The sequence below is a fragment of the Nonomuraea sp. NPDC003804 genome (genome assembly GCF_040610675.1).
Lineage (GTDB): Bacteria > Actinomycetota > Actinomycetes > Streptosporangiales > Streptosporangiaceae > Nonomuraea.
On the sequence record NZ_JBEXMT010000005.1, the window covers coordinates 1 to 19,473 of the forward strand.

Sequence of the window (19,473 nt, forward strand, 5' to 3'; positions counted from 1 at the left end):
CACCAAGCCGGCGCTCGCAGCAGCCACTACTGGAAACGCTGGCTCCGGCACAACAAGATCCAGCTATAGATCACAAAACATGACTGTAGTACTAGGCCTCGGCGGTGGGAAGTCCCTGATCGTCGAGCTTGGCCGCGAGGCCGAAAGTCGCGTAGACGTTGGGGTCCTGGAAGACCGAGTTCCGGGTGATGCCCTCGTCGGTGACGGTGAAGATCTGGAGCGTGTGCAGGTTGTACCCGTCGCCGACGCGCTGATAGGCGGCGAATCCGGGCTGGCCGCCGTTGGCCGCGACCTCCTTGAGGAGCCAGTCCTTCCCGGCCGCCCCGAAGACCCATTCCATGAACAGGCCGTAGTTGCTGCGGCCGGAGAACCAGTTGAGCATCGGCGGCATCTCCATGATCACGTCCTCGGTGAGCAGCCGCTTGAGGCCCTCGACGTCGGCCAGCTCGAATGCCTTCATGTAGCGTTCGACCCAGGCGCGCTGCTCGGCCGCGGACGGCTCGCTGACCCGTTCCTGCCGGACCCCGACCTCCTTGACGCGGGTACGCGCCCGCTGCAGGGAACTGTTCACCGACACGACGGTGGTGCCGAGGATTTCCGCCGTTTCGGACGCGGAGAAGCTGAGCACGTCACGCAGGATCAGCGCACCGCGCTGACGCGCCGACAGGTGCTGGAGGGCGGCGGCGAACGCCAAGCGCAGGCTGCTGCGGTCGATCACGGCCCCAGCCGGGTCGCCCGCGTCCAGCAGCGAGTCCGGCAAGGGCTGGAGCCAGGCGGCGTGCTCTCCCTGGACGAACGGCCCGAGCGGATCCGACGCGGCCACCAGCCCGGACGGCAGCGGTCGGCGGCCGTGGACCTCCAGGGCGGTCAGGCAGGCGTTGGTTGCGATCCGGTAGAGCCAGGTACGCAGTGAGCTGCGGGTATCGTCGTACTGCTCCCGCGCCCGCCACGCCCTCAGGTACGTGTCCTGGACCAAGTCCTCCGCGTCGTGAGCCGAGCCGAGCATCCGGTAGCAGTACGCCAGGAGCTCCGTCCGGAACGGTTCGATCCGACGATCGAAGCCTTCGTTCCCCGTCATCACGCCACGCTCCCCACTGCCGCCACAGCCACCGTACCTGGCGGCTGCAGTGACCATCCGCGATGGGCGGGTAGGCCACCCGCGCGGTCATCAACGACCTGGCCATGGCGTCCATCCCCAACATTGGATAAATAGTGCTGTTCCTGAACGTCGCTCGTAGGTACGGGCGTCGGTACGAAAGTCACGCCAAGGGGCCTGGGAACAGGTCCTTGGCATGACATTTCGTTGGGATGCGTCTCGCGGGTCCTCCGGGTTGCTGTGGTGCAAGGTCCGAGGCGCCCATGCGAGGGCATCTGGCCATCGGGGAGTGAAGTTCCTACAGGGCGGTGCAGGGCTTTTCAGTCCGATATTCGTCATGGCCCTGCACACGGTCACTGTTGGTTACAGGGAAGGGTTCACTGCGCAGGCGCCAGCACCGGGCTGTTGTGATAGGCGGCGATCAGCCACTGGCCGCCCCGCTTCTCGAAGACCCAGGTGCAGTTCACCTTGCGCAGGTCGTCTGGGACCTCGGTCTCGCCGGGGAACAGGATGGCGGATTCGCTGATGACGATCGCGCCGTCCCTACCGACGAAGCGGATGCTGAGCTGCTTGTTGTAGGTCGAGCTGCCCTTGAGCGGCCCCTCGAAGGCCAGGGCCATGTTCTGACGGATCACGTCACGGCTGTCTCGGAGCGAGCCGGTCATGATGGCGGTCGCGTCCGCGGTGTAGTTGGCGACCATGCCGTCGGCGTCGCCGGCCTCCCACGCCTTGTAGGAGTCAACCAGTACGGCCTGGATGGCGACCTCGTCTGCCGCGCGACTGTTCGACATTGGATTCTCCCTTGTGATCGATTCGCCCGAGGTGGTCCGGCGAGCTCGTGAGTACATACCGGCGGCGGGGCGGGAACTCATCGCGGCGGATGAAAATCCGTCTCTACGTCTTCGAGGGCGGCCTGGCGGCCGCCGTTCCGCCGGGCGTGCGGCTCTTCGAGCCGGCCCCGGCGAGGTCGGCTATGGCTGCCGCCGCATCTTCACCGACACCAGATCTGGCAAGAACGCCCAGCGGCCCGTACTGCCGGCCGTGGCCGCGCGTCCGCAGGCGGGGCAGACGCCGCGGTCCTGCATCGGGTTGGGGCGGATGCCCTCCTGGTGGGGTCAGGCGGCCAGCATCTGCACCAGCCAGGCGCGTTCGCGCTCGGCGTCCGGGTCGGCGCCGGCGTCGCTGGGGCGGCCGACGGCCGGGCGGGAGGCGGCAGCTCGGCGGCGATGGCGCGGGCGCTGCGGGTGTGGGCCGGCAGCTCGGCGGCGATGGCGCGGGCGCTGCGGGCGCGGGCCGGCCAGCGGCGCTGAGAAGCGATCTCCCGCTCGCTGAGCGCCCCGTCGACCGCCTGGCGGGCGTCGACGACCCGATGGGCACGACCGAGGTTCGCGCCTCCGGGCGCCGGGTCGGTGATCGCGGTCGTGGCGACCGACGCGCCGCTACTGCCGGGCCAGTGCAAGGCGCTGGCCCGCAGGGCGCCGATGGGCCTGGCCAGGACGGGCACGACGGGCGCGACGGGCAGCCACTTCTCGGGCGACATCTTCCTGGCCTTCTCCACGGCCGACGCGGGCGCGCTGACGAGCGGCTTCGTACCGAGGAGGACTACCAGAACCTGCGGTTCGTGCCGTGGGGGCGGACGGACCCGTTCGACGCCGCGGTCGTGGAGGCGGTGGAGGAGGCCGTGCTGAACGCCCTGACGGCGGCACGGGAGACGACAGGCAGGAACGGGCACCGCTCCCCCGCACTGCCCGTCGACCGGGTCGTCGGGCTGGTCACGGCCTGAGCCGTCCGGGACACCGGGGGCTCAGGCGGGAAGCGGGAAGCGGGAAGCGGGAGTAGCGGGCCGGAATCGGCGGGCTCAGCGCGCGGCGGGGACCGGGCGGGGCAGGCGCGGGATGCCGGTGAGCCTGTTCTCCTCGCGCAGCGTGCGCAGCTGCTCGACCTCGAAGGTCCAGCGCGCGCCGTCGGGGGTCGCCTTGGCCTTGCGCCTGGCGATGCGGTCGTCGTAGGCCTTCACGCCGAACATGGCGCGCTGACCGGCCTCGGCGGCGCGCAGGGCGTCGGTGAGCGCCTTGTCGAGCAGCAGCCCCGCCGCGTGCAGCTCGACCTCGGGCGCCGCGGCCGTGCGCAGCTCGTGGACGACGGCCTCGGCCTGCCTGGCCTTCTCGATCAGGGCGGGGAAGCTCTTGGAGATCTCCTGGTCGGCGTGGAAGCGCACCTCGGCCTCACGGCTCACACGCGGACGGAAAAACGCCATCGGACAGCTCCCTTTCAGTCGTTACGAGCGGTAGCGTACGCGGTTCCGGCCCCGAACACCCACTCGGGTGGGCCGTCGCCGTCCCTCTGGCCACAGGCCGGGCGGCACGCCGGGGTGCGGCGGACGCGTGACCGCCTTTACAAAGTATGGCAAGATGATCTCCATGCCGGCCAAGCGACCACCCGTGCCCCTGTCCCGCGAGCGCATCATCGACGCGGCCCTGCACATCGCCGACGGCCAGGGCCTGCGCAGGCTGACCATGCGCAGGCTCGGCGACGCCCTCCAGGTGGAGGCCATGGCCATCTACCATCACCTGCCGCGGGGCAAGGAGGCGCTGATGGACGCGCTGGCCGAGCACGTGACCGCCATCCAGGTCGATCCGGCCCCCAGCTGGCAGGAGACGGCCAGGCAGTGGTGCAGGGCGCAGCGGGCGGCGCTCAGGGAGCACCCGGGCGTGCTCGCGCTGGCCCTGACCAAACCCCCCAAAGGGGCTACGGCGATCGCCATCGTGGAGCAGGTCGAGCAGCTGACGGAGGCGGGGCTGACCGACGCCGCCGAGGCCGTCCGCACGATGCGCGCCTTCGTGTTCGGCAGCGTCGCGGTGGAGGTACAGCAGTCGGGATGGGCCGACCCGGAACGCGACACCTGGGTGCGCCACGACGAGCGCGCCGACGCCGACTTCGAGCGCGGCCTGGAGGCCATGCTGCGCGGTCTGGCCGCGTAACAGAGGGTTTACCGGCCCGTCAGCGTGTCGAAGCCGGCCCGTTATCGTAGGTGAGGCACGCTGTGTCGTAGGTCACATGGTCTGAACCACCCGGGGATCCTCCTTGAATCGTCCTAACGGGCTATGTCGGAAAGTGTGACGCACGCCGCACACTTGGCGCAGAATACGAAACAGCCCGAGCCGCTCCCCCGCCGCTTCCAGCGAGGGAGCCCAGTCAAGAGATATCGGAGGCACGCCGATGTGCCCGCACGACCCGGCCTGTCCGTCTGCTGAGGCGCCCGACCGCGAGGCCGCACGCACCCTCGCGTCGCATCCCGAGCAGGGATGGAGCCTTCTGTGCAACGGTGTGGTCCTCTTCGAGGACACCGGGGAGCTCCTGCCCAGCGGCGACGTCATCGCCCCGCACCGGCCGCTGCCGCTGGTCGGCGCCGCCTGACGGTCAGTACCGCGCCGCGAGCCAGTCGGCGACCACCTCGCCGGCCTTCGCGGGATCCTTCTTGAGGTCGTGCCCTTCGCCCGGCAGCACAACCAGACGTGCGGCGTCGGCGGCGTCGGGCACCCCGAAGGGATCCCTGTCCCCGTTCACCACCAGCACGTCGACCCCCGCACCGCGCAGCTCGTCGGCGCGGGAGCGTTCCGGCTTCCCCGGCGGATGCAGGGGGAAGGCCAGTGCCACCACGGCGTCCGCGCCCGCCGCCTTCGCCGTACGGCACGCGACCCTGGCGCCGTTGCTCCTGCCGCCCTGCACGAGCGGAAGCCCCGGATAGCGCCCGGTCAGCTCCGTGATGACGGCCAGCCACGCCTCGTCCTGCCGCGCGGGCGAGCCCGGCGCCCTGGCACCCGCCCGCCTGAAGGGCTGGGTCACCCTGGCCACCGTGGCCCCCCTGTCCATGGCGGCGTCCCGTACGGCCAGCAGGTCCGGCGCGTCCACGCCGCCGGCCGAGCCATGAGTGAGCACCAGCAGGAACCTGGGCCGTTCCGCCTCGTCGACGTCGACCAGTGCCGCCCCCCGCGGCGTCGTGATCTCCACCCTCCAACGGTAGCCGCAGGGGTGCCCCCCGCCTCGCACCGGCCCACGTCCGGCGCCCGTGTCCGGTGTCCACACCCGGCGCCCGCGCCCGCAACCACACCCCGTGCCCGGCGCCCGCAACCACACCCCGTGCCCGGCGCCCGCGCCCAGAGCCCCGCGCCCACACCCCGTGCCCGGCGTGCCCGCGCCCACGCCCGGCGGTTGGGGGCCGTGCTCACGCGCCGGGGCTGAGCGCGTCCCTGTCGAAGCGGAGCCTTACCTGCGCGGCCAGTTCCTCGTCGGCGTGCGACAGGCCGTACTGCCAGACCTCGTCGGCGGCCTCGCCCCTCCCGCGCAGGGGCAGGGTGCGGGCGAGCAGCTCGATCGCCAGCGCGCTCGTCTCCGCCTCGTGCCCCGCCTCCTGCCCGGCTTCCTGCCCCGCCTCGACGGCGCCGGCGAACTCCGCGCACGCCAACTCGAGATGGGCGATGCCGAGCAGCACCCGCAGCCGCGCCTCGTGGGCGCCTTCGGCCAGCGGCAGGGCCTCGACCAGCACCGTGGCGGCCTCGCCCGGCTCTCCGGTGTCCAGCAGCAGTTCGGCGAGCTCCTGGGCGGCGCGGGGGCTCAGCTCGGGGTCGCCGACGGCGATGGCCGCCCGCAGCTCGCGTTCGGCCTCCTCCTCGCCGGCGGCCAGGTGGGCCAGCGCCAGGTGCGCCAGCGGCAGGTAGGCGGCCGTCCCCATGCCGATCACGGCCTGCCAGGCTCCTCTGGCCTGCTCGGCGTTCCCCTCGCGTTCGAAGCCGCGCGCGAGGTGGCAGGCGGCCTGGGCCGCGTACTCGGGGTGGCCGGTGGCCAGCGCGGCCCGCGCCGCCGCTCTGGCGCCCGCGACGTCGCCCCGCTCCTCCAGCACCACGGCCAGGCCCACGGCCGCCTGGGCCCGGTCGCGTCCCTCGGGGTCGGCGGCCAGCTCGGCGAAGATCGCCGCCGCGCCCTCGAGGTCGCCGCTCTCGGCGAGGCGGCGGGCCCGGTCGAGCGGGCCGGTGGTCAGCGGGGTGTCGAGCTCGGGGGACGTCAACAAGGCTCCTTGGAGACCGGTGGGGATCAACCGATGACGATCAACGTCGAGCCTAACGATTTCCGGCCGCCGCGTCGCCCGACATGACCATCCTGTGCACGGGTGTTGGCTACGTCCCCACCTGAGAAGCCGAACGGGCGGCCCCCCTCGCAGGGGAGGCCGCCCGTTCGGTTCCGCTCAGTCCTCGTACGCCGACAGGGGCGGGCAGGCGCAGACCAGGTTGCGGTCGCCGTAGGCCTGGTCGATCCTGCGGACGGGCGAGAAGTACTTCCCGTCGCGCAGCCCCTGGACGGGGTAGGCGGCCTCGGTCCTGGTGTACGGGTGCGGCCACTCGTCGGCCACCAGCGACTCCGCGGTGTGCGGGGCGTTGCGCAGCGGGTTGTCGGTCTTGTCGTAGGTGCCGTCGGCCACCTTGTCGATCTCGCCGCGGATGGCGGCCATCGCCTCGACGAACCTGTCGAGCTCGGCCAGGTCCTCGCTCTCGGTCGGCTCGATCATCAGCGTGCCGGCGACGGGGAAGGACATCGTCGGGGCGTGGAAGCCGTAGTCGATGAGGCGCTTGGCCACGTCGTCGACCGTGACGCCGGTCTCCTTGGTGATCTGGCGCAGGTCGATGATGCACTCGTGGGCGACCAGGCCGCCGCGTCCGGTGTAGAGGACGGGGTAGTGCGGGGCCAGGCGGCGGGCGAGGTAGTTGGCCGACAGGATGGCCTGCTCGGTCGCGGCCTTGAGGCCCTCGCCGCCCATCAGCCTGACGTAGGCCCACGAGATCGGCAGGATGCCGGCCGAGCCGTACGGCGCGGCCGAGACCGGGCCGACCGGCGAGCCGTCGCGCAGCGGGTGGCCCGGCAGGTAGGCCGCCAGGTGACCGCGCACGGCCACCGGACCGACGCCGGGGCCGCCGCCGCCGTGCGGGATGCAGAAGGTCTTGTGCAGGTTGAGGTGGGAGACGTCGGCACCGAACTCGCCCGGCTTGGCCAGGCCGACGAGGGCGTTGAGGTTGGCCCCGTCGACGTAGACCTGGCCGCCGGCGGCGTGGACCTTGGCACAGACCTCGGTGATCGTCTCCTCGTAGACGCCGTGCGTGGACGGGTAGGTCACCATGATCGCGGCCAGCGACTCGGCGTGCTTGTCGATCTTGGCCTCGAGGTCGGCCAGGTCGACGTTGCCGTTGTCGTCGCAGGCCACGACCACCACGCGCATGCCCGCCATGACCGCGCTGGCGGCGTTGGTGCCGTGCGCGGAGGAGGGGATGAGGCAGACGTCGCGGTGCGCGTCGCCGTTGGCGCGGTGGTAGGCGCGGATGGCCAGCAGCCCGGCGAACTCGCCCTGCGAGCCGGCGTTCGGCTGGATGGAGACGGCGTCGTAGCCGGTCACCTCGGCCAGCCAGGCCTCCAGCGTCTCGACCAGCTCCACGTAGCCGCCGGCCTGGGAGAGCGGGGCGTAGGGGTGGATGCCCGCGAACTCGGGCCAGGTGATCGGCTCCATCTCGGTGGTGGCGTTGAGCTTCATCGTGCAGGAGCCGAGCGGGATCATCGACCGGTCGAGGGCGATGTCCTTGTCCTGGAGCCGGCGCAGGTAGCGCAGCATCGAGGTCTCGGAGTGGTGGCTGTGGAAGACCGGGTGGGTGAGGTAGTCGCTCTCCCTGGCCAAGCCCTCGGGCAGGGCGTCCTCGGCGGCCAGGTCGGTCAGCGAGACGCTCACGCCGAAGGCGGCGGCGACCTGCTCCAGGTGAGCCAGGGTGGTCTTCTCGTCGCAGGCGACCGAGACGTGGTCGGCGTCGGCCTGCCAGAGGTTGACGCCGCGCTCGGCGGCCGCGGCGACCACCTGGGCCGCCTTGCCGGGCACGCGGGCCAGCACGGTGTCGAAGAAACCGTCGTGGACGATCTCGACACGGCCGGCGCGCAGGGCCGCGGCGAGCGTGACGGCCATGCGGTGGGTGCGCTGGGCGATGCGGCGCAGGCCCTCGGGGCCGTGGTAGACGGCGTACATGCCGGCGATGACGGCCAGCAGCACCTGGGCGGTGCAGATGTTGCTGGTGGCCTTCTCGCGGCGGATGTGCTGCTCGCGGGTCTGCAGGGCCAGGCGGTAGGCGGGGTCGCCGTCGGCGTCCACCGACACGCCGACGAGCCGGCCCGGCATCTGGCGCTGCAGGCCCTCGCGGACCGACATGTAGGCGGCGTGCGGGCCGCCGAAGCCGAACGGCACGCCGAAGCGCTGCGAGGAGCCGATGGCGATGTCGGCGCCGAGCTCGCCGGGGGCCGCGACCAGCGTCAGCGACAGCAGGTCGGCCGCGGCCACGACCAGCGCGCCGCCCGCGTGGGCGGCCTCGGCCAGGGCGCGGAAGTCGCGCAGGCGGCCGGAGGCGCCCGGGTACTGCACGAGCACGCCGAAGCACTCGGGCAGCTCACCGTCGAGGGAGTCGACGACCAGCTCGATGCCCAGCGGCTCGGCCCGGGTGGCCAGCACGGCCTTGGTCTGGGGCAGCGCGTCGGCGTCGACGACGAAGACGTTGCTCTTGGACCTGCCCGCGCGGCGCGCCAGCGTCATCGCCTCGGCGGCGGCGGTGGCCTCGTCCAGCAGGGAGGCACCGGCCACGTCGAGACCGGTCAGGTCGGAGACGACGGTCTGGAAGTTGAGCAGCGCCTCCAGGCGACCCTGGGAGATCTCCGGCTGGTAGGGCGTGTAGGCGGTGTACCAGCCCGGGTTCTCCAGCAGGTTGCGCCTGATCACCGCGGGGGTGACGGTGTCGTAGTAGCCCAGGCCGATCATGGAGGTGAGCACCTGGTTGCGGCCGGCCAGCGCCCGCAGTTCGGCGATCACTTCGCTCTCGCCCGCCGCGACGGGCAGCTTCAGCTGGTCCTTGGCCCTGATGGCCTCGGGTACGGCCACCGCTACCAGGTCGGCGACCGACTCGAAGCCGACCGCCTCCAGCATCTTGGCCTGCTCGCCGTCCGAGGGACCGATGTGGCGGGTCGCGAACGGCGGTGCAGCGAGGTCGCTGAGGGGCTCGGTCATGGAAACTGCCTCCCAAGGCTGGTGGAGAGCACGGGCGTCTGCCGGGTCTCCCCCTCTGTCATCAACCTGAGAGGTTCGCCCGCGGGGTCGCGGGCTTGCACCGTCGGTGAGACGCGCCTGGCGGGCGTGCCTGCTTTCCAGAGTGGCCTCGTCCGAGCGGTACTGGGTGCCTGAGAGATTCCGGGGAGGGTTGCTCCTTCGGCGCCCCGGTGGCCCGGGGACTCTCCCGCTCGGGGTCGTCGGCTCCAGCCCTAGGCTACCAGCGTCCGGGAATCAGCCCATTCGCCGGGCTCTGCGGCGCTGGGCGAGTTCGTCAGTGGGATGGTCGGCCGGGACGGTGTCCTCGACCGCCGCTCGTTCCCCCGGCAGCTCCGCGAGCGATCCCTCGACTTCGCGCCAGACCCTGCCGAGCGCGATACCGAACACTCCCTGACCGCCTTGCAGCAGGTCGATGACCTCGTCGGCCGAGGTGCACTCGTAGACGCTGACGCCGTCGCTCATGAGCGTGATCCTGCTCAGGTCGCCGACGCCCCGATCTCTCAGGTGCTGTACGGCGGTGCGGATCTGCTGGAGCGACACGCCGGTGTCGAGCAGCCGCTTGACGACCTTGAGCACCAGGATGTCGCGGAAGCTGTAGAGCCGCTGCGAGCCGGATCCGTGCGCGGCTCTTATCGTCGGCTCGACCAGGCCCGTGCGCGCCCAGTAGTCCAGTTGCCTGTAGGTGATGCCGGCCGCCGCGCAGGCCGTGGGGCCGCGATAGCCGATGTCGGCAGGCAGCGTCGTGGGCTGCTCGTCGAAGAGCAGGCCCTGCTCACCGGCACGCTGGCGCGCGGTTTCGCGCCGCACCGGATCTTCCTGGCCGGCCGTCTTTCCCTCGCCGCTGCTGACCGCCACGCGGACCTCCGGCTTTCTCTCATCCCGTGGTCTGATCTGGGGGTTCGTAAATGACAACCACAGGTTTCACTTGCACCGTAGGACCGTGACCATCCGCAGTCAACGATCCGGCTCGGCGCGTCGCGAAGCGTAAATGCAGTGAAATGCGTACCCCAGGTGGCGACCAAGGGTACGAGCCTTCACGAAGGGAGTCCTACCCCGCGCGTCCGAAGTCCTCGGGCGTGATGGTGTCAAGGAACTCCCTGAACTTCTCCACCTCATCCTCCTGGTCATCGGGGATGATCACTCCGGCCTCCTGCACGACCTCCTCGCTGGCGAAGATCCGCGCACCGGTGCGCAGCGCGAGGGCGATGGAGTCGGAGGGGCGCGCGCTGACCTCCACGCCGTTGGAGAAGACCAGATCGGCGAAGAAGATCCCGTCACGCAGAGCGACGATGTTGACCGCACGCAGGCCGACGCCCAACGCGCTCAGCACGTCCCTGAACAGGTCGTGGGTCAAGGGCCTGGGCGGCGGTTCCTCCGCCTGGGCGAGCGCGATGGCCGTGGCTTCGGTCATTCCTATCCAGATCGGGAGAAACCTCTCACCCTGCGCCTCCTTGAGCAGAACGATCGGCTGATTTGTGGGCATTTCAACGCGAACGCCCACTACCTCCATCTGCAACACGGGCTGCTCCGAATTCACGATCCATGGGCCGCATCTACCGCACTTCAACGTAACACCCACTGGGTAGGTAATATCCCCTGCCCCCGAGGCTTCCCGCCAACCTACCGGGCTCCCGGGCCGCCTCGGCGGGCGCCCGCATCCCCGACGGCAGCGGGCGAGCGGAATTTCCGGTTTTTTCGGGATGCCGCCCTGCGGGTCAGCCGCCCAGGGCCGAGCGGACGGCGGTGCGCAACAGAGCGGCGTGCAGCTCGAGCAACTGGCCGGACAGCTGCCTGGCCGTCTCGTCGGCCTCGCCGATGGCGCCCGGAGCGCGCCGCTTGAGGATGGGGGCGACGGCCTGCTCCACCAGACCGGCCTCGCGCTCGGCGGCGGCCCTGACCGCGCGCAGGTGCCGGGCGTGCAGGCCGTACCGGGCCAGGGCGCCGACGCTGCGCGCCACCTTGACCGCGTCCTCGTCGTAGCGCCGGGCGACCGGCGCGAGCAGGCCGTAGTCCTCCAGCTCGGTGAGGGTCTCGTCGTCGAGCCCGCTGGCCTCCAGCAGCTCGGCGCGGCTGAACCGGACCTCCTTGGTCTCGGGCAGCGCCCGGGGACGGCCGAGCTCGTCGGCCATCCTGTCCTTGATGACGCGCAGCGGCAGGTAGTGGTCGCGCTGCTCGGTGAGGATGAAGCGCAGCTGCTCCACGTGCATGTAGGTGAACTTGCGATAGCCCGAGGGGCTGCGCTCGGGCTCGATCAGCCCCTCGCTCTCCAGGAAACGGATCTTGGAGACGGTGACGTCGGGGAACTCGCCCTGCAGCAGGGCGAGCACCTCCCCGATGCTCATGTGCGAACGCGCCGCCTGGGAGCTCATGCGCCCCGCGTGAGGAAGACGAGGCGGAACTTGCCGATCTGCACCTCGTCGCCGCTGTGGAGGGGCACCTCCTCGATGCGCTCCCTGTTGACGTAGGTGCCGTTGAGACTGCCGACGTCGCGGACGGTGAAGGCGCCGCCGGGATGGCGGTAGAACTCCACGTGACGCCGCGAGACCGTGATGTCGTCGAGGAAGATGTCGCTCTCGGGATGCCGGCCCGTCGTGGTCAGGTCGCGGTCGAGCCGGAAGCGGCTGCCGGCGTTGGGACCACGGGTGACCACCAGCAGCGCCGCGCCGGGCGGCAGCTGCTCGACGGCGGCCCGCTCGGCCAGCAGGGCGTCGGCCGTCTCCGCCTCATACGCCTCGATCCCCGCGACGGAGATCGTCGAGGTGGTGTCCCCTGAGACCTCGTGTCTGGTCAGCGGCGACCCACACCGGGAGCAGAAGCGGGCATCCTCGGGGTTGGCATGACCGCACTGCGTACAGTAGACGTACGGCATCGATCGGCTCGGCCTCCTACCGCGAGAACGCGGCGACGGTTGATCAGGGCGCCCCACGCCTCTCGCTTAGTTCACGTTTGCGAATGCCGCAACTTACGCTGATCACGAGCAAAGGTCAAGGCGAGACGCCGCACGACGGGTTCGGACGGTGACAAAGTTACCGCCGAGCCGCCCTCAAGGTCCATGCCGCCGCGCCAGTTGTGTTGTCACGTTCCCGCCGCCTGCTCGACGACGCGCGCCCACCTGTCGAGAAATGCCTCCGCTGTGTCGAAATCATGCGCTTCGGCCCACAGGTCGGTGGCGGGTTCGCTGGCGGCGGGCAGGATCAGCGCCCAGCGCCCGTCGTCGCCGACCACCCGCACGCCGTCGGTGGTGTCGATGTCGAAACCCTCGGCGGCCTCGATGACCGAGCGCATCACCGCCCCCTTGGTGGCCCACGGTGTCGGGACGGTCCGCTTGAGCAGCTTGGCCTCGGGGATGCGCGCGTCGATCTGGCTGAGCGTCAGGCGGGTGCGGGCCACCAGGCCGAGCAGGCGCAGGAAGGCCGCCAGGCCGTCCACCGTGGCCCCGAACTCCGGCACGATGAAACCGCCCCTGCCGTCCCCCGCGAAGATCATGTACGGCTTGGCGGCGGCGGAGGTGAGCGCGTCGAGCGAGGTCGAGGTCCACTCGACCTGGACGCCGTGGAAGCGGCACACCTGCTCGGCCACCCTGGTCGTGGTGACGGGCAGCGCCACCCTGCCGCGGCGGCGCTCGGCGGCGACCAGGTCGAGCACCACCAGCAGCGCGCGCTCCTCGCTGATGAGCTGGCCCATCTCGTCGACCAGGGCGACGCGCTCGCCGACCGGGTCGAAGCGGACGCCGAAGGCGGCCCGGGAGGAGCCGACGAGCTCCGACAGGCGCTGCAGGTCGCGGCGGCGCTCGGCGAGCGTCTCGGTGGGCGAGGCGGAGTCGAGCCTGGCGTTGACGGTCAGCACCTCGACGCCGAGGCGGCCGAGCAGGGTGGGCAGGACCACCGAGGAGGTGCCGCCCGCGCAGTCGACGACCACCTTCATGCCGTCCACGCCGGTCATGTCGACGCAGCGCAGCAGTTCCTGCGCGTAGTCCTCCACCGCCCTGGCGGGGAAGCTCAGCTCGGCGATCTCGCCGGGGAAGGCCCGGCGGAACTCCTGGCGCGAGAAGACGCGCTCCAGCTTGCGCTGGGCGGCGGGGGTGAGGTCGGCGCCGTGGGAGTCCATGAAGACGATGTCGACGCTCTGCGGGTCGCCCGAGGTGGTGCGCAGCGCGATCCCGCCGCCGGCGGGCCTGCGGGAGGTGTGGAAGCGGGCCACGGGCAGCGGCATGGCCTCCAGGTCGAGCACGTCGATGGCGCTCGCGGTCAGCGCGCTGATCACCGCGCGCTTGAGCGCCCTGGCCGCGCGGGAGGAGTCGCGCGAGGTGATGACCTGGTCGCCCTTCTTCAGGGTGGTGGCGTAGGCACTGGCCAGCCGTACGCAGAGCTCGGGGGTGATCTCGACGTTGACCAGGCCGCTGACGCCGCGCGGGCCGAACAGGCTGCGCTGGCCGCGTGACTCCCAGATGACGCTGGTGTTGACGACCGCGCCGGCCTCGACGGTCTTGAAGGGGTAGACCTTGACGCCGCTGGAGACGTAGGCCTCGGCCTCGATGACGCACTCGTCGCCGACGACGGCGTTCTCGGCGATGCGGGCGCCGGTCATCAGGTCGGTGTTCTTGCCGATGACGCAGCCGCGCAGGTGCGCGCCGGGGCCGATGTAGACGTTGTCGTGGACGACCGCGCGGTGCAGGAAGGCCCCTTCGCGCACGACGGCGTTGCTGCCGAGCACGGTGTACTCGCGCAACTCGGCCCCGGCCTCGATCTTGACGTAGTCGCCGATGAGCAGCGGGCCCTTCAGCACGGCCTCGGGGTCCACCTCGGCGCCCTCGCCCACCCAGACGCCCGGCGACATCTCGAAGCCGCCGATGTCGAGCTTGACCCGTCCGGACAGCGCGTCGGCCTGGGCCTTGAGGTAGCTGTCGTTGGTGCCGACGTCCTCCCAGTAGCAGTCGGAGACGTAGCCGTAGATCGGGGCGCCGCGTTCGAGCAGGCGCGGGAAGACGTCGGAGGACCAGTCGACGGCTTCCCCCGCGGGGACCTCGTCGAGGATTTCTGGCTCCATGACGTAGATGCCGGTGTTGACCGTGTCGGAGAAAACCTGGCCCCAGGTGGGCTTCTCGAGAAAGCGCTGCACCCTGCCCTGGTCGTCGACGATGATGATCCCGAACTCGAGCGGGTTGGGGACGCGCGTCAGACCGATGGTGACAAGAGCCGAATTCTCCCGGTGAAACCGGATCATGTCCGATAAATCGATATCGGTCAGGGCATCGCCGGAAATGACCATGAAACGATCGTCGCGGAGTTTGTCGGCGGCGTTCTTGACGCTGCCGGCCGTACCGAGTGGCAGGTCTTCGGTGGCGTAGTGCAGGCGCATGCCCAGTTCGTCGCCGTCGCCGAAGTAGCTGCGCACGAGCGCCGCCAGGAACTGGACCGTGACGACGGTCTCGGTCAGTCCGTGTTTGCGGAGCAGCCGGAGGACGTGTTCCATGATCGGGCGGTTGACCACAGGAAGCAGGGGTTTGGGCTGGTTCGCGGTCAGCGGTCGCAACCGCGTGCCCTCCCCACCTGCCATGACGACCGCCTTCACCCGATCACTCCTTCTTCGCAGTTTGCCGGGGATCGCGCAGCTCATCCCTGGCAGCGGTGATGAGCCGGCGCACCTGTACCACATACAACACGCCCGCCCACCAGTACAGACCCGTTCCCCAGATGGCGAACGCCCATCCGATGATCCTCGCAGTATCGGCATACCAGGAGCCGGTATGGGAAGCCAGGAAGAGCAGCGGAAAGGCGTACATGAGGTTGGCCATGGCGGCTTTGCCAAGGAAATGCACGGGCAGTGCCTTGTAGCCGTATTTGCGGAGCACGGGAAAGAAACATCCGACGAAGATTTCCCGGGCGAGAATGATCGCCACGAGCCACCAGGGGATCACGTCCCTGAGGACCAGGCCGAGGATCGTGGCGAAGACGTAGAGCTTGTCGGCCGCGGGGTCGATGATGCGGCCCAGCCTGCTGGTCTGGTTCCACGCGCGGGCGATCTTGCCGTCCAGCCAGTCGGTGAATCCCGCGACCATGAGCAGCCCGATCGCCCAGCCGTCGGCCTGGGGCCCGAGAACCAGCCACAGGAACACGGGCACACCCAGCAGGCGCAGGAAGCTCAGCAGGTTAGGAACCGTCCAGATCCGGTCCTCCGCTGACGAAGGGGCGGAAGTTTCGCTCACGCTTGCGACCCTACTGCGTCGCCGACCTGCGTACGCTGCGCCGTCCGCCTCGTCCGGTTCCGGCCGCGGACCGGACCCTTCACCCCCGGGGGTTTCGGACACCTGGACGGATCGGGGGTTGCGCGCGCCCCCGGTGATCGGGTTACGGTGGCGCCGACCAACGCGGGAGCCCGGTGTGACCGGGCTGAGAGGACGGCTGACCAGCCGCCGACCGCCAGAACCTGCTCCGGGTAATGCCGGCGAAGGGAGTTTGCGCGATGAGTGGCGCGCGTTTTTCCAAGATCTACCAGGGCGATCTCCGGGTCCCGATGCGCCGGATCAGCCTGTCCGACGGCACGAGCTTCACCGTCTACGACACCTCCGGCCCCTACACCGACCCGGAGGTCGAGACCGACGTCACCCGCGGCCTGGCCCCGCTGCGCGAGCGGTGGGTCCTCGACCGGGGCGACGTGGCCCGGTACGGCGGCCGCCAGGTCCAGCCCCTCGACGACGGCTACCGCGACCAGAACGCGTGGAAGCGCGCAGGGACGAGCGCGTTCGCCGGGCGGCGCCGCGACCCCCTCAGGGCGGCGGGCGCGCCCGTCACCCAGCTCGCCTACGCCCGCCGCGGCGTGGTGACCAAGGAGATGGAGTTCGTCGCGGCCAGGGAGGGCGTCGACCCGGAGTTCGTCCGCGCGGAGGTGGCGGCGGGCAGGGCCGTCATCCCGGCCAACGTCAACCACCCCGAGAGCGAGCCGATGATCATCGGGCGCAACTTCCTGGTCAAGATCAACGCCAACATCGGCAACTCCGCCGTCACCTCCTCCGTCGAGGAGGAGGTGGAGAAGATGACCTGGGCCATCCGCTGGGGCGCCGACACCGTCATGGACCTGTCGACCGGCCGCGACATCCACACCACCCGCGAGTGGATCATCCGCAACTCCCCCGTGCCCATCGGCACCGTCCCCCTCTACCAGGCGCTGGAGAAGGTCGACGGGGTCGCCGCCCGCCTGTCGTGGGAGATCTACCGCGACACCCTCGTCGAGCAGTGCGAGCAGGGCGTCGACTACGTCACCGTGCACGCCGGCGTACGGCTGGCGTACGTGCCGCTCACCGTCGGCCGCACGACCGGCATCGTCTCGCGCGGCGGCTCGATCATGGCGGCCTGGTGCCTGGCGCACCACCGCGAGAACTTCCTGTACGAGAACTTCGCGGAGATGTGCGAGATCCTCGCCTCCTACGACGTCGCCTTCTCCCTCGGCGACGGGCTGCGTCCCGGCTCGATCGCCGACGCCAACGACGAGGCGCAGTTCGCCGAGCTGCGCACGCTGGGCGAGCTCACCCGGATCGCCCACGCCCACGACGTCCAGGTGATGGTCGAGGGGCCCGGCCACGTGCCCATGCACAAGATCAAGGAGAACGTGGACCTGCAGCGCGAGCTGTGCGACGACGCCCCGTTCTACACCCTCGGCCCGCTGGTCACCGACATCGCGCCCGGCTACGACCACATCACCTCGGGCATCGGCGCGGCCATGATCGGCTGGTACGGCACCGCGATGCTGTGCTACGTCACGCCGAAGGAGCACCTCGGCCTGCCGGACAAGGACGATGTCAAGACCGGCGTGATCACCTACAAGATCGCCGCACACGCCGCCGATCTGGCCAAGGGCCATCCGGCGGCGCAGGCGTGGGACGACGCGCTGTCGCGGGCGCGGTTCGAGTTCCGCTGGGAGGACCAGTTCGACCTGTCCCTCGACCCGGACACGGCCCGCTCCTTCCACGACGAGACGCTGCCCGCGGCTCCGGCCAAGACCGCCCACTTCTGCTCGATGTGCGGGCCGAAGTTCTGCTCGATGCGGATCTCCCACGATCTGCGGGCGCAGGAGGGGATGCGGGAGAAGGCGGAGGAGTTCGTGCGCGGCGGCGGCGAGGTGTACCTGCCCCTGCCCGAGCGCCGCTGAGACCGGACGGGACCCGCCCACGCCGCCACGCGGCCCGGGGCTGGACCCGCCCGCGCCACGCACCGGGCCCGGGCCCGCCCACGGGGCCGAGAGCGGGACTCCGCCCGCGCCACCCGCCACGGGGGACGGGCGGCGCGGGCGGTGTCCCCGGCCTCTCCCGGGCGGGCTCTCCCGGGCGGGCGCCCGGGTCGTCAGCGCTTCACGGGCGCGTTCGCCTCCAGCAGCAGCCCGGTGGTGTCAGCCGCCTTCGCCTGGGGGGTCGTGCCGCAGATCGCGCCGACGGTGTGCACGACCCAGGCCTGCTGGCCCGCCTCGATCCCCGGGTGCCAGGTCGTGTTGATGCCGGAGGAGGCCTGCCTGGCGCCGTCCGCGGTGCTGAAGGACAGGGTGGCCATGCCGATGACGCCGCCGTCGTGCCCCCACACCTTCCCGCACGGGGTGTCGTAGGCGATCAGGCCCAGACCGTAGGCGAAGGTGTCGGGGACGCCGGGCCCCGGCGTGATCGGAACGGTCGTGCGCATCTCGGCCAGCTGGGCCTGGCCGATCAGCCGGCCGGTCAGCAGCGCGCGGAAGAACCGGTTGAGGTCCTCCGTCGTCGAGACCAGCGCGCCGGCGGTGCCGCCCCACGACATGTTGAAGGTGCTGAAGTCCCGCAGCGGGAAGGAGCCGAAGAAGGAGGTGTAGGCCTTCGAGTGCGGGCGCGGCAGGTTCGGGGTGCGCGGGAAGAAGGTGTCGGACAGGCCGGCGCGCTGGATGACGTGGCGGGTGATGTAGCGCTCGGCGGGCATTGCCGTGACCTTGTCGAGCAGCATGCCGAGCACGATGTAGTTGGTGTTGGAGTAGCTGCCGGGCGTCTGGCCGGGCTCGCCCGAGGGGCCGACGCCGAGGCCGAGCCGTACCAGTTCCTCGTCGGTGTACTGGCGCACGCGCATCTCCTCCAGGCTGTCAGGCCCGGTGATGAGCGCCGTGTCGTAGTCGCCGACGTGGTTGGTGTGGTTGAGCAGCATCCTGACCGTGATGCGCCGGTCGGGCAGCAGCCCCGGCAGGTACTGCTCGACGGGGGCGTCCAGCTCGACCTTGCCCCGCTCGGCCTGCTGCAGGACGGCGGTGGCGACGAAGGTCTTGGTGATGCTGCCGATCCGGTGGTACATGGCCGGCCGCGTGGGGCGTCCGGCCTCCAGGTCGGCCAGGCCCGCCGCGCCGCGCCAGCGCTGCCATCCGTCCTGGACGGCGGAGTAGGCGCCCGCCACGCCGCCCTTGGGCACCTCGTCGAGCGTGCGTTGCAGCTCGCGCCGGTCGAGATCCGGCCCGGCGGCGTGCGCGGCGGGGGCGAGACCCGCCACGACGAGGAGCGCACCGAGACCCAGTGCGGCGATCTTCTTTGATGCCATGCTGTCGCCCTTCTCGCGAAGATTCCGGACGACGCCACTATGGCACGGCGATGATCATGAAGGCGTCGGCGGAAAGGACGACTTGCGGCCTCATCCCGCAAGAGGACCGGAGCAGACCGAAGTCTAGGAGCGCGCCGCCTGGAGGAAGGCGCGGATCAGGGCGGAGTCCTTCACGCCCCTGGAGACCTCGACACCGCTGGAGACGTCGACGCCCCACGGCCCCGCCTCGGCGATCGCCTGCCGTACGTTGCCGGGGTCGAGGCCGCCGGCCAGCAGCCAGCGACCGGAGGGCCGGCCGCGGACGGCCGCCCAGTCCCACGGCTCGCCCGCGCCAGCCCTGGGCGCGTCGACGATCAGCAGGTCCTCGTCGAAGGCCCCGGTGCGCAGGTCGGCGTCGGCCGCGACGGCGCGCACCAGCGTCAGCCCGAGGTCCTTCAGCGCGGTGAAGTCGGCGTGCGGGTGCCGGCCGTGCAGCTGGACGGCGCGCACCCCGGCGGCCGTGGCGGCCTGCCGTACCTCGTCGGCGGGCTCTCCCATGAAGACGCCGACGGTCAGCACGTGCCCGGGCACCAGCGCGGCCAGCTCCGCCGCCCGTGCGGGGCTCACCCTGCGCGGGCTGGCGGTCAGCACGAACCCGATCGCGTCGGCGCCCGCCTCGACGGCGGCCTCGACGTGCTCGGGCTCGCTCAGGCCGCAGATCTTCACGAACATGGCAGCAG

At 70.9% G+C, this 19,473-nt stretch carries 20 protein-coding genes and 2 riboswitches; of the genes, 6 read left to right on the forward strand and 14 right to left on the reverse strand.

Annotated features, from left to right (window positions below; translation table 11 throughout):
• Positions 1-91: 91 nt before the first annotated feature.
• Positions 92-1,078: a sigma-70 family RNA polymerase sigma factor gene (locus ABZX22_RS07935; RefSeq protein ID WP_354906849.1), complete on the reverse strand. Its 987-nt coding sequence runs from the start codon at positions 1,076-1,078 to the stop codon at positions 92-94.
• A gap of 395 nt (positions 1,079-1,473) precedes the next feature.
• Positions 1,474-1,887 (reverse strand): SgcJ/EcaC family oxidoreductase, encoded by a 414-nt coding sequence (locus ABZX22_RS07940; RefSeq protein WP_354906850.1) that lies wholly within the window; start codon positions 1,885-1,887, stop codon positions 1,474-1,476.
• A gap of 318 nt (positions 1,888-2,205) precedes the next feature.
• On the opposite strand from ABZX22_RS07940, the gene ABZX22_RS07945 reads away from it, so the two are divergent.
• The 3 genes from ABZX22_RS07945 to ABZX22_RS07955 are packed head-to-tail and all read left to right on the forward strand — an operon-like array spanning position 2,206 to position 2,879.
• Complete coding sequence (locus ABZX22_RS07945; RefSeq protein ID WP_354906851.1) at positions 2,206-2,406, forward strand: hypothetical protein; 201 nt, start codon at positions 2,206-2,208, stop codon at positions 2,404-2,406.
• Between the two features lie 18 nt (positions 2,407-2,424).
• Positions 2,425-2,784, forward strand: coding sequence for a P1 family peptidase (locus tag ABZX22_RS07950; RefSeq protein WP_354907169.1), 360 nt, complete (start codon positions 2,425-2,427; stop codon positions 2,782-2,784).
• Positions 2,718-2,879: a P1 family peptidase gene (locus ABZX22_RS07955; protein ID WP_354906852.1), complete on the forward strand. Its 162-nt coding sequence runs from the start codon at positions 2,718-2,720 to the stop codon at positions 2,877-2,879. Before ABZX22_RS07950 ends, ABZX22_RS07955 begins: the two co-directional genes overlap by 67 nt.
• Positions 2,880-2,954: 75 nt before the next feature.
• Here ABZX22_RS07955 and ABZX22_RS07960 read toward each other — a convergent pair whose 3' ends face one another.
• The gene (locus ABZX22_RS07960) at positions 2,955-3,332 is read right to left on the reverse strand and encodes a hypothetical protein (protein ID WP_354906853.1); all 378 of its coding nucleotides are present in this window, start codon (positions 3,330-3,332) and stop codon (positions 2,955-2,957) included.
• Positions 3,333-3,507: 175 nt separating this feature from the next.
• Here ABZX22_RS07960 and ABZX22_RS07965 point away from each other — a divergent pair, with 175 nt between their 5' ends.
• A complete protein-coding gene (locus ABZX22_RS07965) occupies positions 3,508-4,077 on the forward strand; it encodes a TetR/AcrR family transcriptional regulator C-terminal domain-containing protein (protein WP_354906854.1) in 570 nt (189 codons plus the stop codon).
• Between the two features lie 238 nt (positions 4,078-4,315).
• Complete coding sequence (locus ABZX22_RS07970; protein WP_354906855.1) at positions 4,316-4,513, forward strand: DUF5999 family protein; 198 nt, start codon at positions 4,316-4,318, stop codon at positions 4,511-4,513.
• A 3-nt stretch (positions 4,514-4,516) separates the two neighbouring features.
• Here ABZX22_RS07970 and ABZX22_RS07975 read toward each other — a convergent pair whose 3' ends face one another.
• From ABZX22_RS07975 to ABZX22_RS08015, 9 genes are all read right to left on the reverse strand, one after another.
• Positions 4,517-5,107: an alpha/beta family hydrolase gene (locus ABZX22_RS07975; RefSeq protein ID WP_354906856.1), complete on the reverse strand. Its 591-nt coding sequence runs from the start codon at positions 5,105-5,107 to the stop codon at positions 4,517-4,519.
• 214 nt (positions 5,108-5,321) lie between these two features.
• Positions 5,322-6,161, reverse strand: a complete 840-nt coding sequence (locus ABZX22_RS07980) for a hypothetical protein (RefSeq protein ID WP_354906857.1) — start codon at positions 6,159-6,161, stop codon at positions 5,322-5,324.
• 177 nt (positions 6,162-6,338) lie between these two features.
• The gene (gene gcvP, locus ABZX22_RS07985; RefSeq protein ID WP_354906858.1) at positions 6,339-9,179 is read right to left on the reverse strand and encodes an aminomethyl-transferring glycine dehydrogenase; all 2,841 of its coding nucleotides are present in this window, start codon (positions 9,177-9,179) and stop codon (positions 6,339-6,341) included.
• Between the two features lie 147 nt (positions 9,180-9,326).
• Positions 9,327-9,418: riboswitch (glycine riboswitch) on the reverse strand.
• Positions 9,419-9,452: 34 nt separating this feature from the next.
• Entirely contained in the window at positions 9,453-10,073 is a 621-nt protein-coding gene (locus ABZX22_RS07990; RefSeq protein WP_354906859.1) for a MerR family transcriptional regulator, read from the reverse strand.
• A 193-nt stretch (positions 10,074-10,266) separates the two neighbouring features.
• Complete coding sequence (locus ABZX22_RS07995) at positions 10,267-10,737, reverse strand: bifunctional nuclease family protein (protein ID WP_183661379.1); 471 nt, start codon at positions 10,735-10,737, stop codon at positions 10,267-10,269.
• A gap of 196 nt (positions 10,738-10,933) precedes the next feature.
• Positions 10,934-11,560: a MerR family transcriptional regulator gene (locus ABZX22_RS08000; protein ID WP_354906860.1), complete on the reverse strand. Its 627-nt coding sequence runs from the start codon at positions 11,558-11,560 to the stop codon at positions 10,934-10,936.
• Between the two features lie 23 nt (positions 11,561-11,583).
• Entirely contained in the window at positions 11,584-12,087 is a 504-nt protein-coding gene (locus ABZX22_RS08005) for an FHA domain-containing protein (RefSeq protein WP_354906861.1), read from the reverse strand.
• Positions 12,088-12,293: 206 nt separating this feature from the next.
• The gene (locus tag ABZX22_RS08010) at positions 12,294-14,789 is read right to left on the reverse strand and encodes a mannose-1-phosphate guanyltransferase (protein WP_354906862.1); all 2,496 of its coding nucleotides are present in this window, start codon (positions 14,787-14,789) and stop codon (positions 12,294-12,296) included.
• A 4-nt stretch (positions 14,790-14,793) separates the two neighbouring features.
• Positions 14,794-15,423: a CDP-alcohol phosphatidyltransferase family protein gene (locus ABZX22_RS08015; protein ID WP_354906863.1), complete on the reverse strand. Its 630-nt coding sequence runs from the start codon at positions 15,421-15,423 to the stop codon at positions 14,794-14,796.
• 152 nt (positions 15,424-15,575) lie between these two features.
• Positions 15,576-15,688: riboswitch (TPP riboswitch) on the forward strand.
• Here ABZX22_RS08015 and thiC point away from each other — a divergent pair.
• Positions 15,681-17,363: a phosphomethylpyrimidine synthase ThiC gene (gene thiC, locus ABZX22_RS08020; protein WP_354906864.1), complete on the forward strand. Its 1,683-nt coding sequence runs from the start codon at positions 15,681-15,683 to the stop codon at positions 17,361-17,363. (Overlaps the previous riboswitch by 8 nt.)
• 191 nt (positions 17,364-17,554) lie before the next feature.
• Here thiC and ABZX22_RS08025 read toward each other — a convergent pair whose 3' ends face one another.
• Positions 17,555-18,754 carry a serine hydrolase domain-containing protein gene (locus ABZX22_RS08025; protein ID WP_354906865.1) on the reverse strand — a complete coding sequence of 400 codons (1,200 nt, stop codon included), beginning with the start codon at positions 18,752-18,754 and terminating at the stop codon, positions 17,555-17,557.
• Positions 18,755-18,877: 123 nt separating this feature from the next.
• Positions 18,878-19,465: a phosphoribosylanthranilate isomerase gene (locus ABZX22_RS08030; RefSeq protein WP_354906866.1), complete on the reverse strand. Its 588-nt coding sequence runs from the start codon at positions 19,463-19,465 to the stop codon at positions 18,878-18,880.
• Between the last annotated feature and the right edge of the window lie 8 nt (positions 19,466-19,473).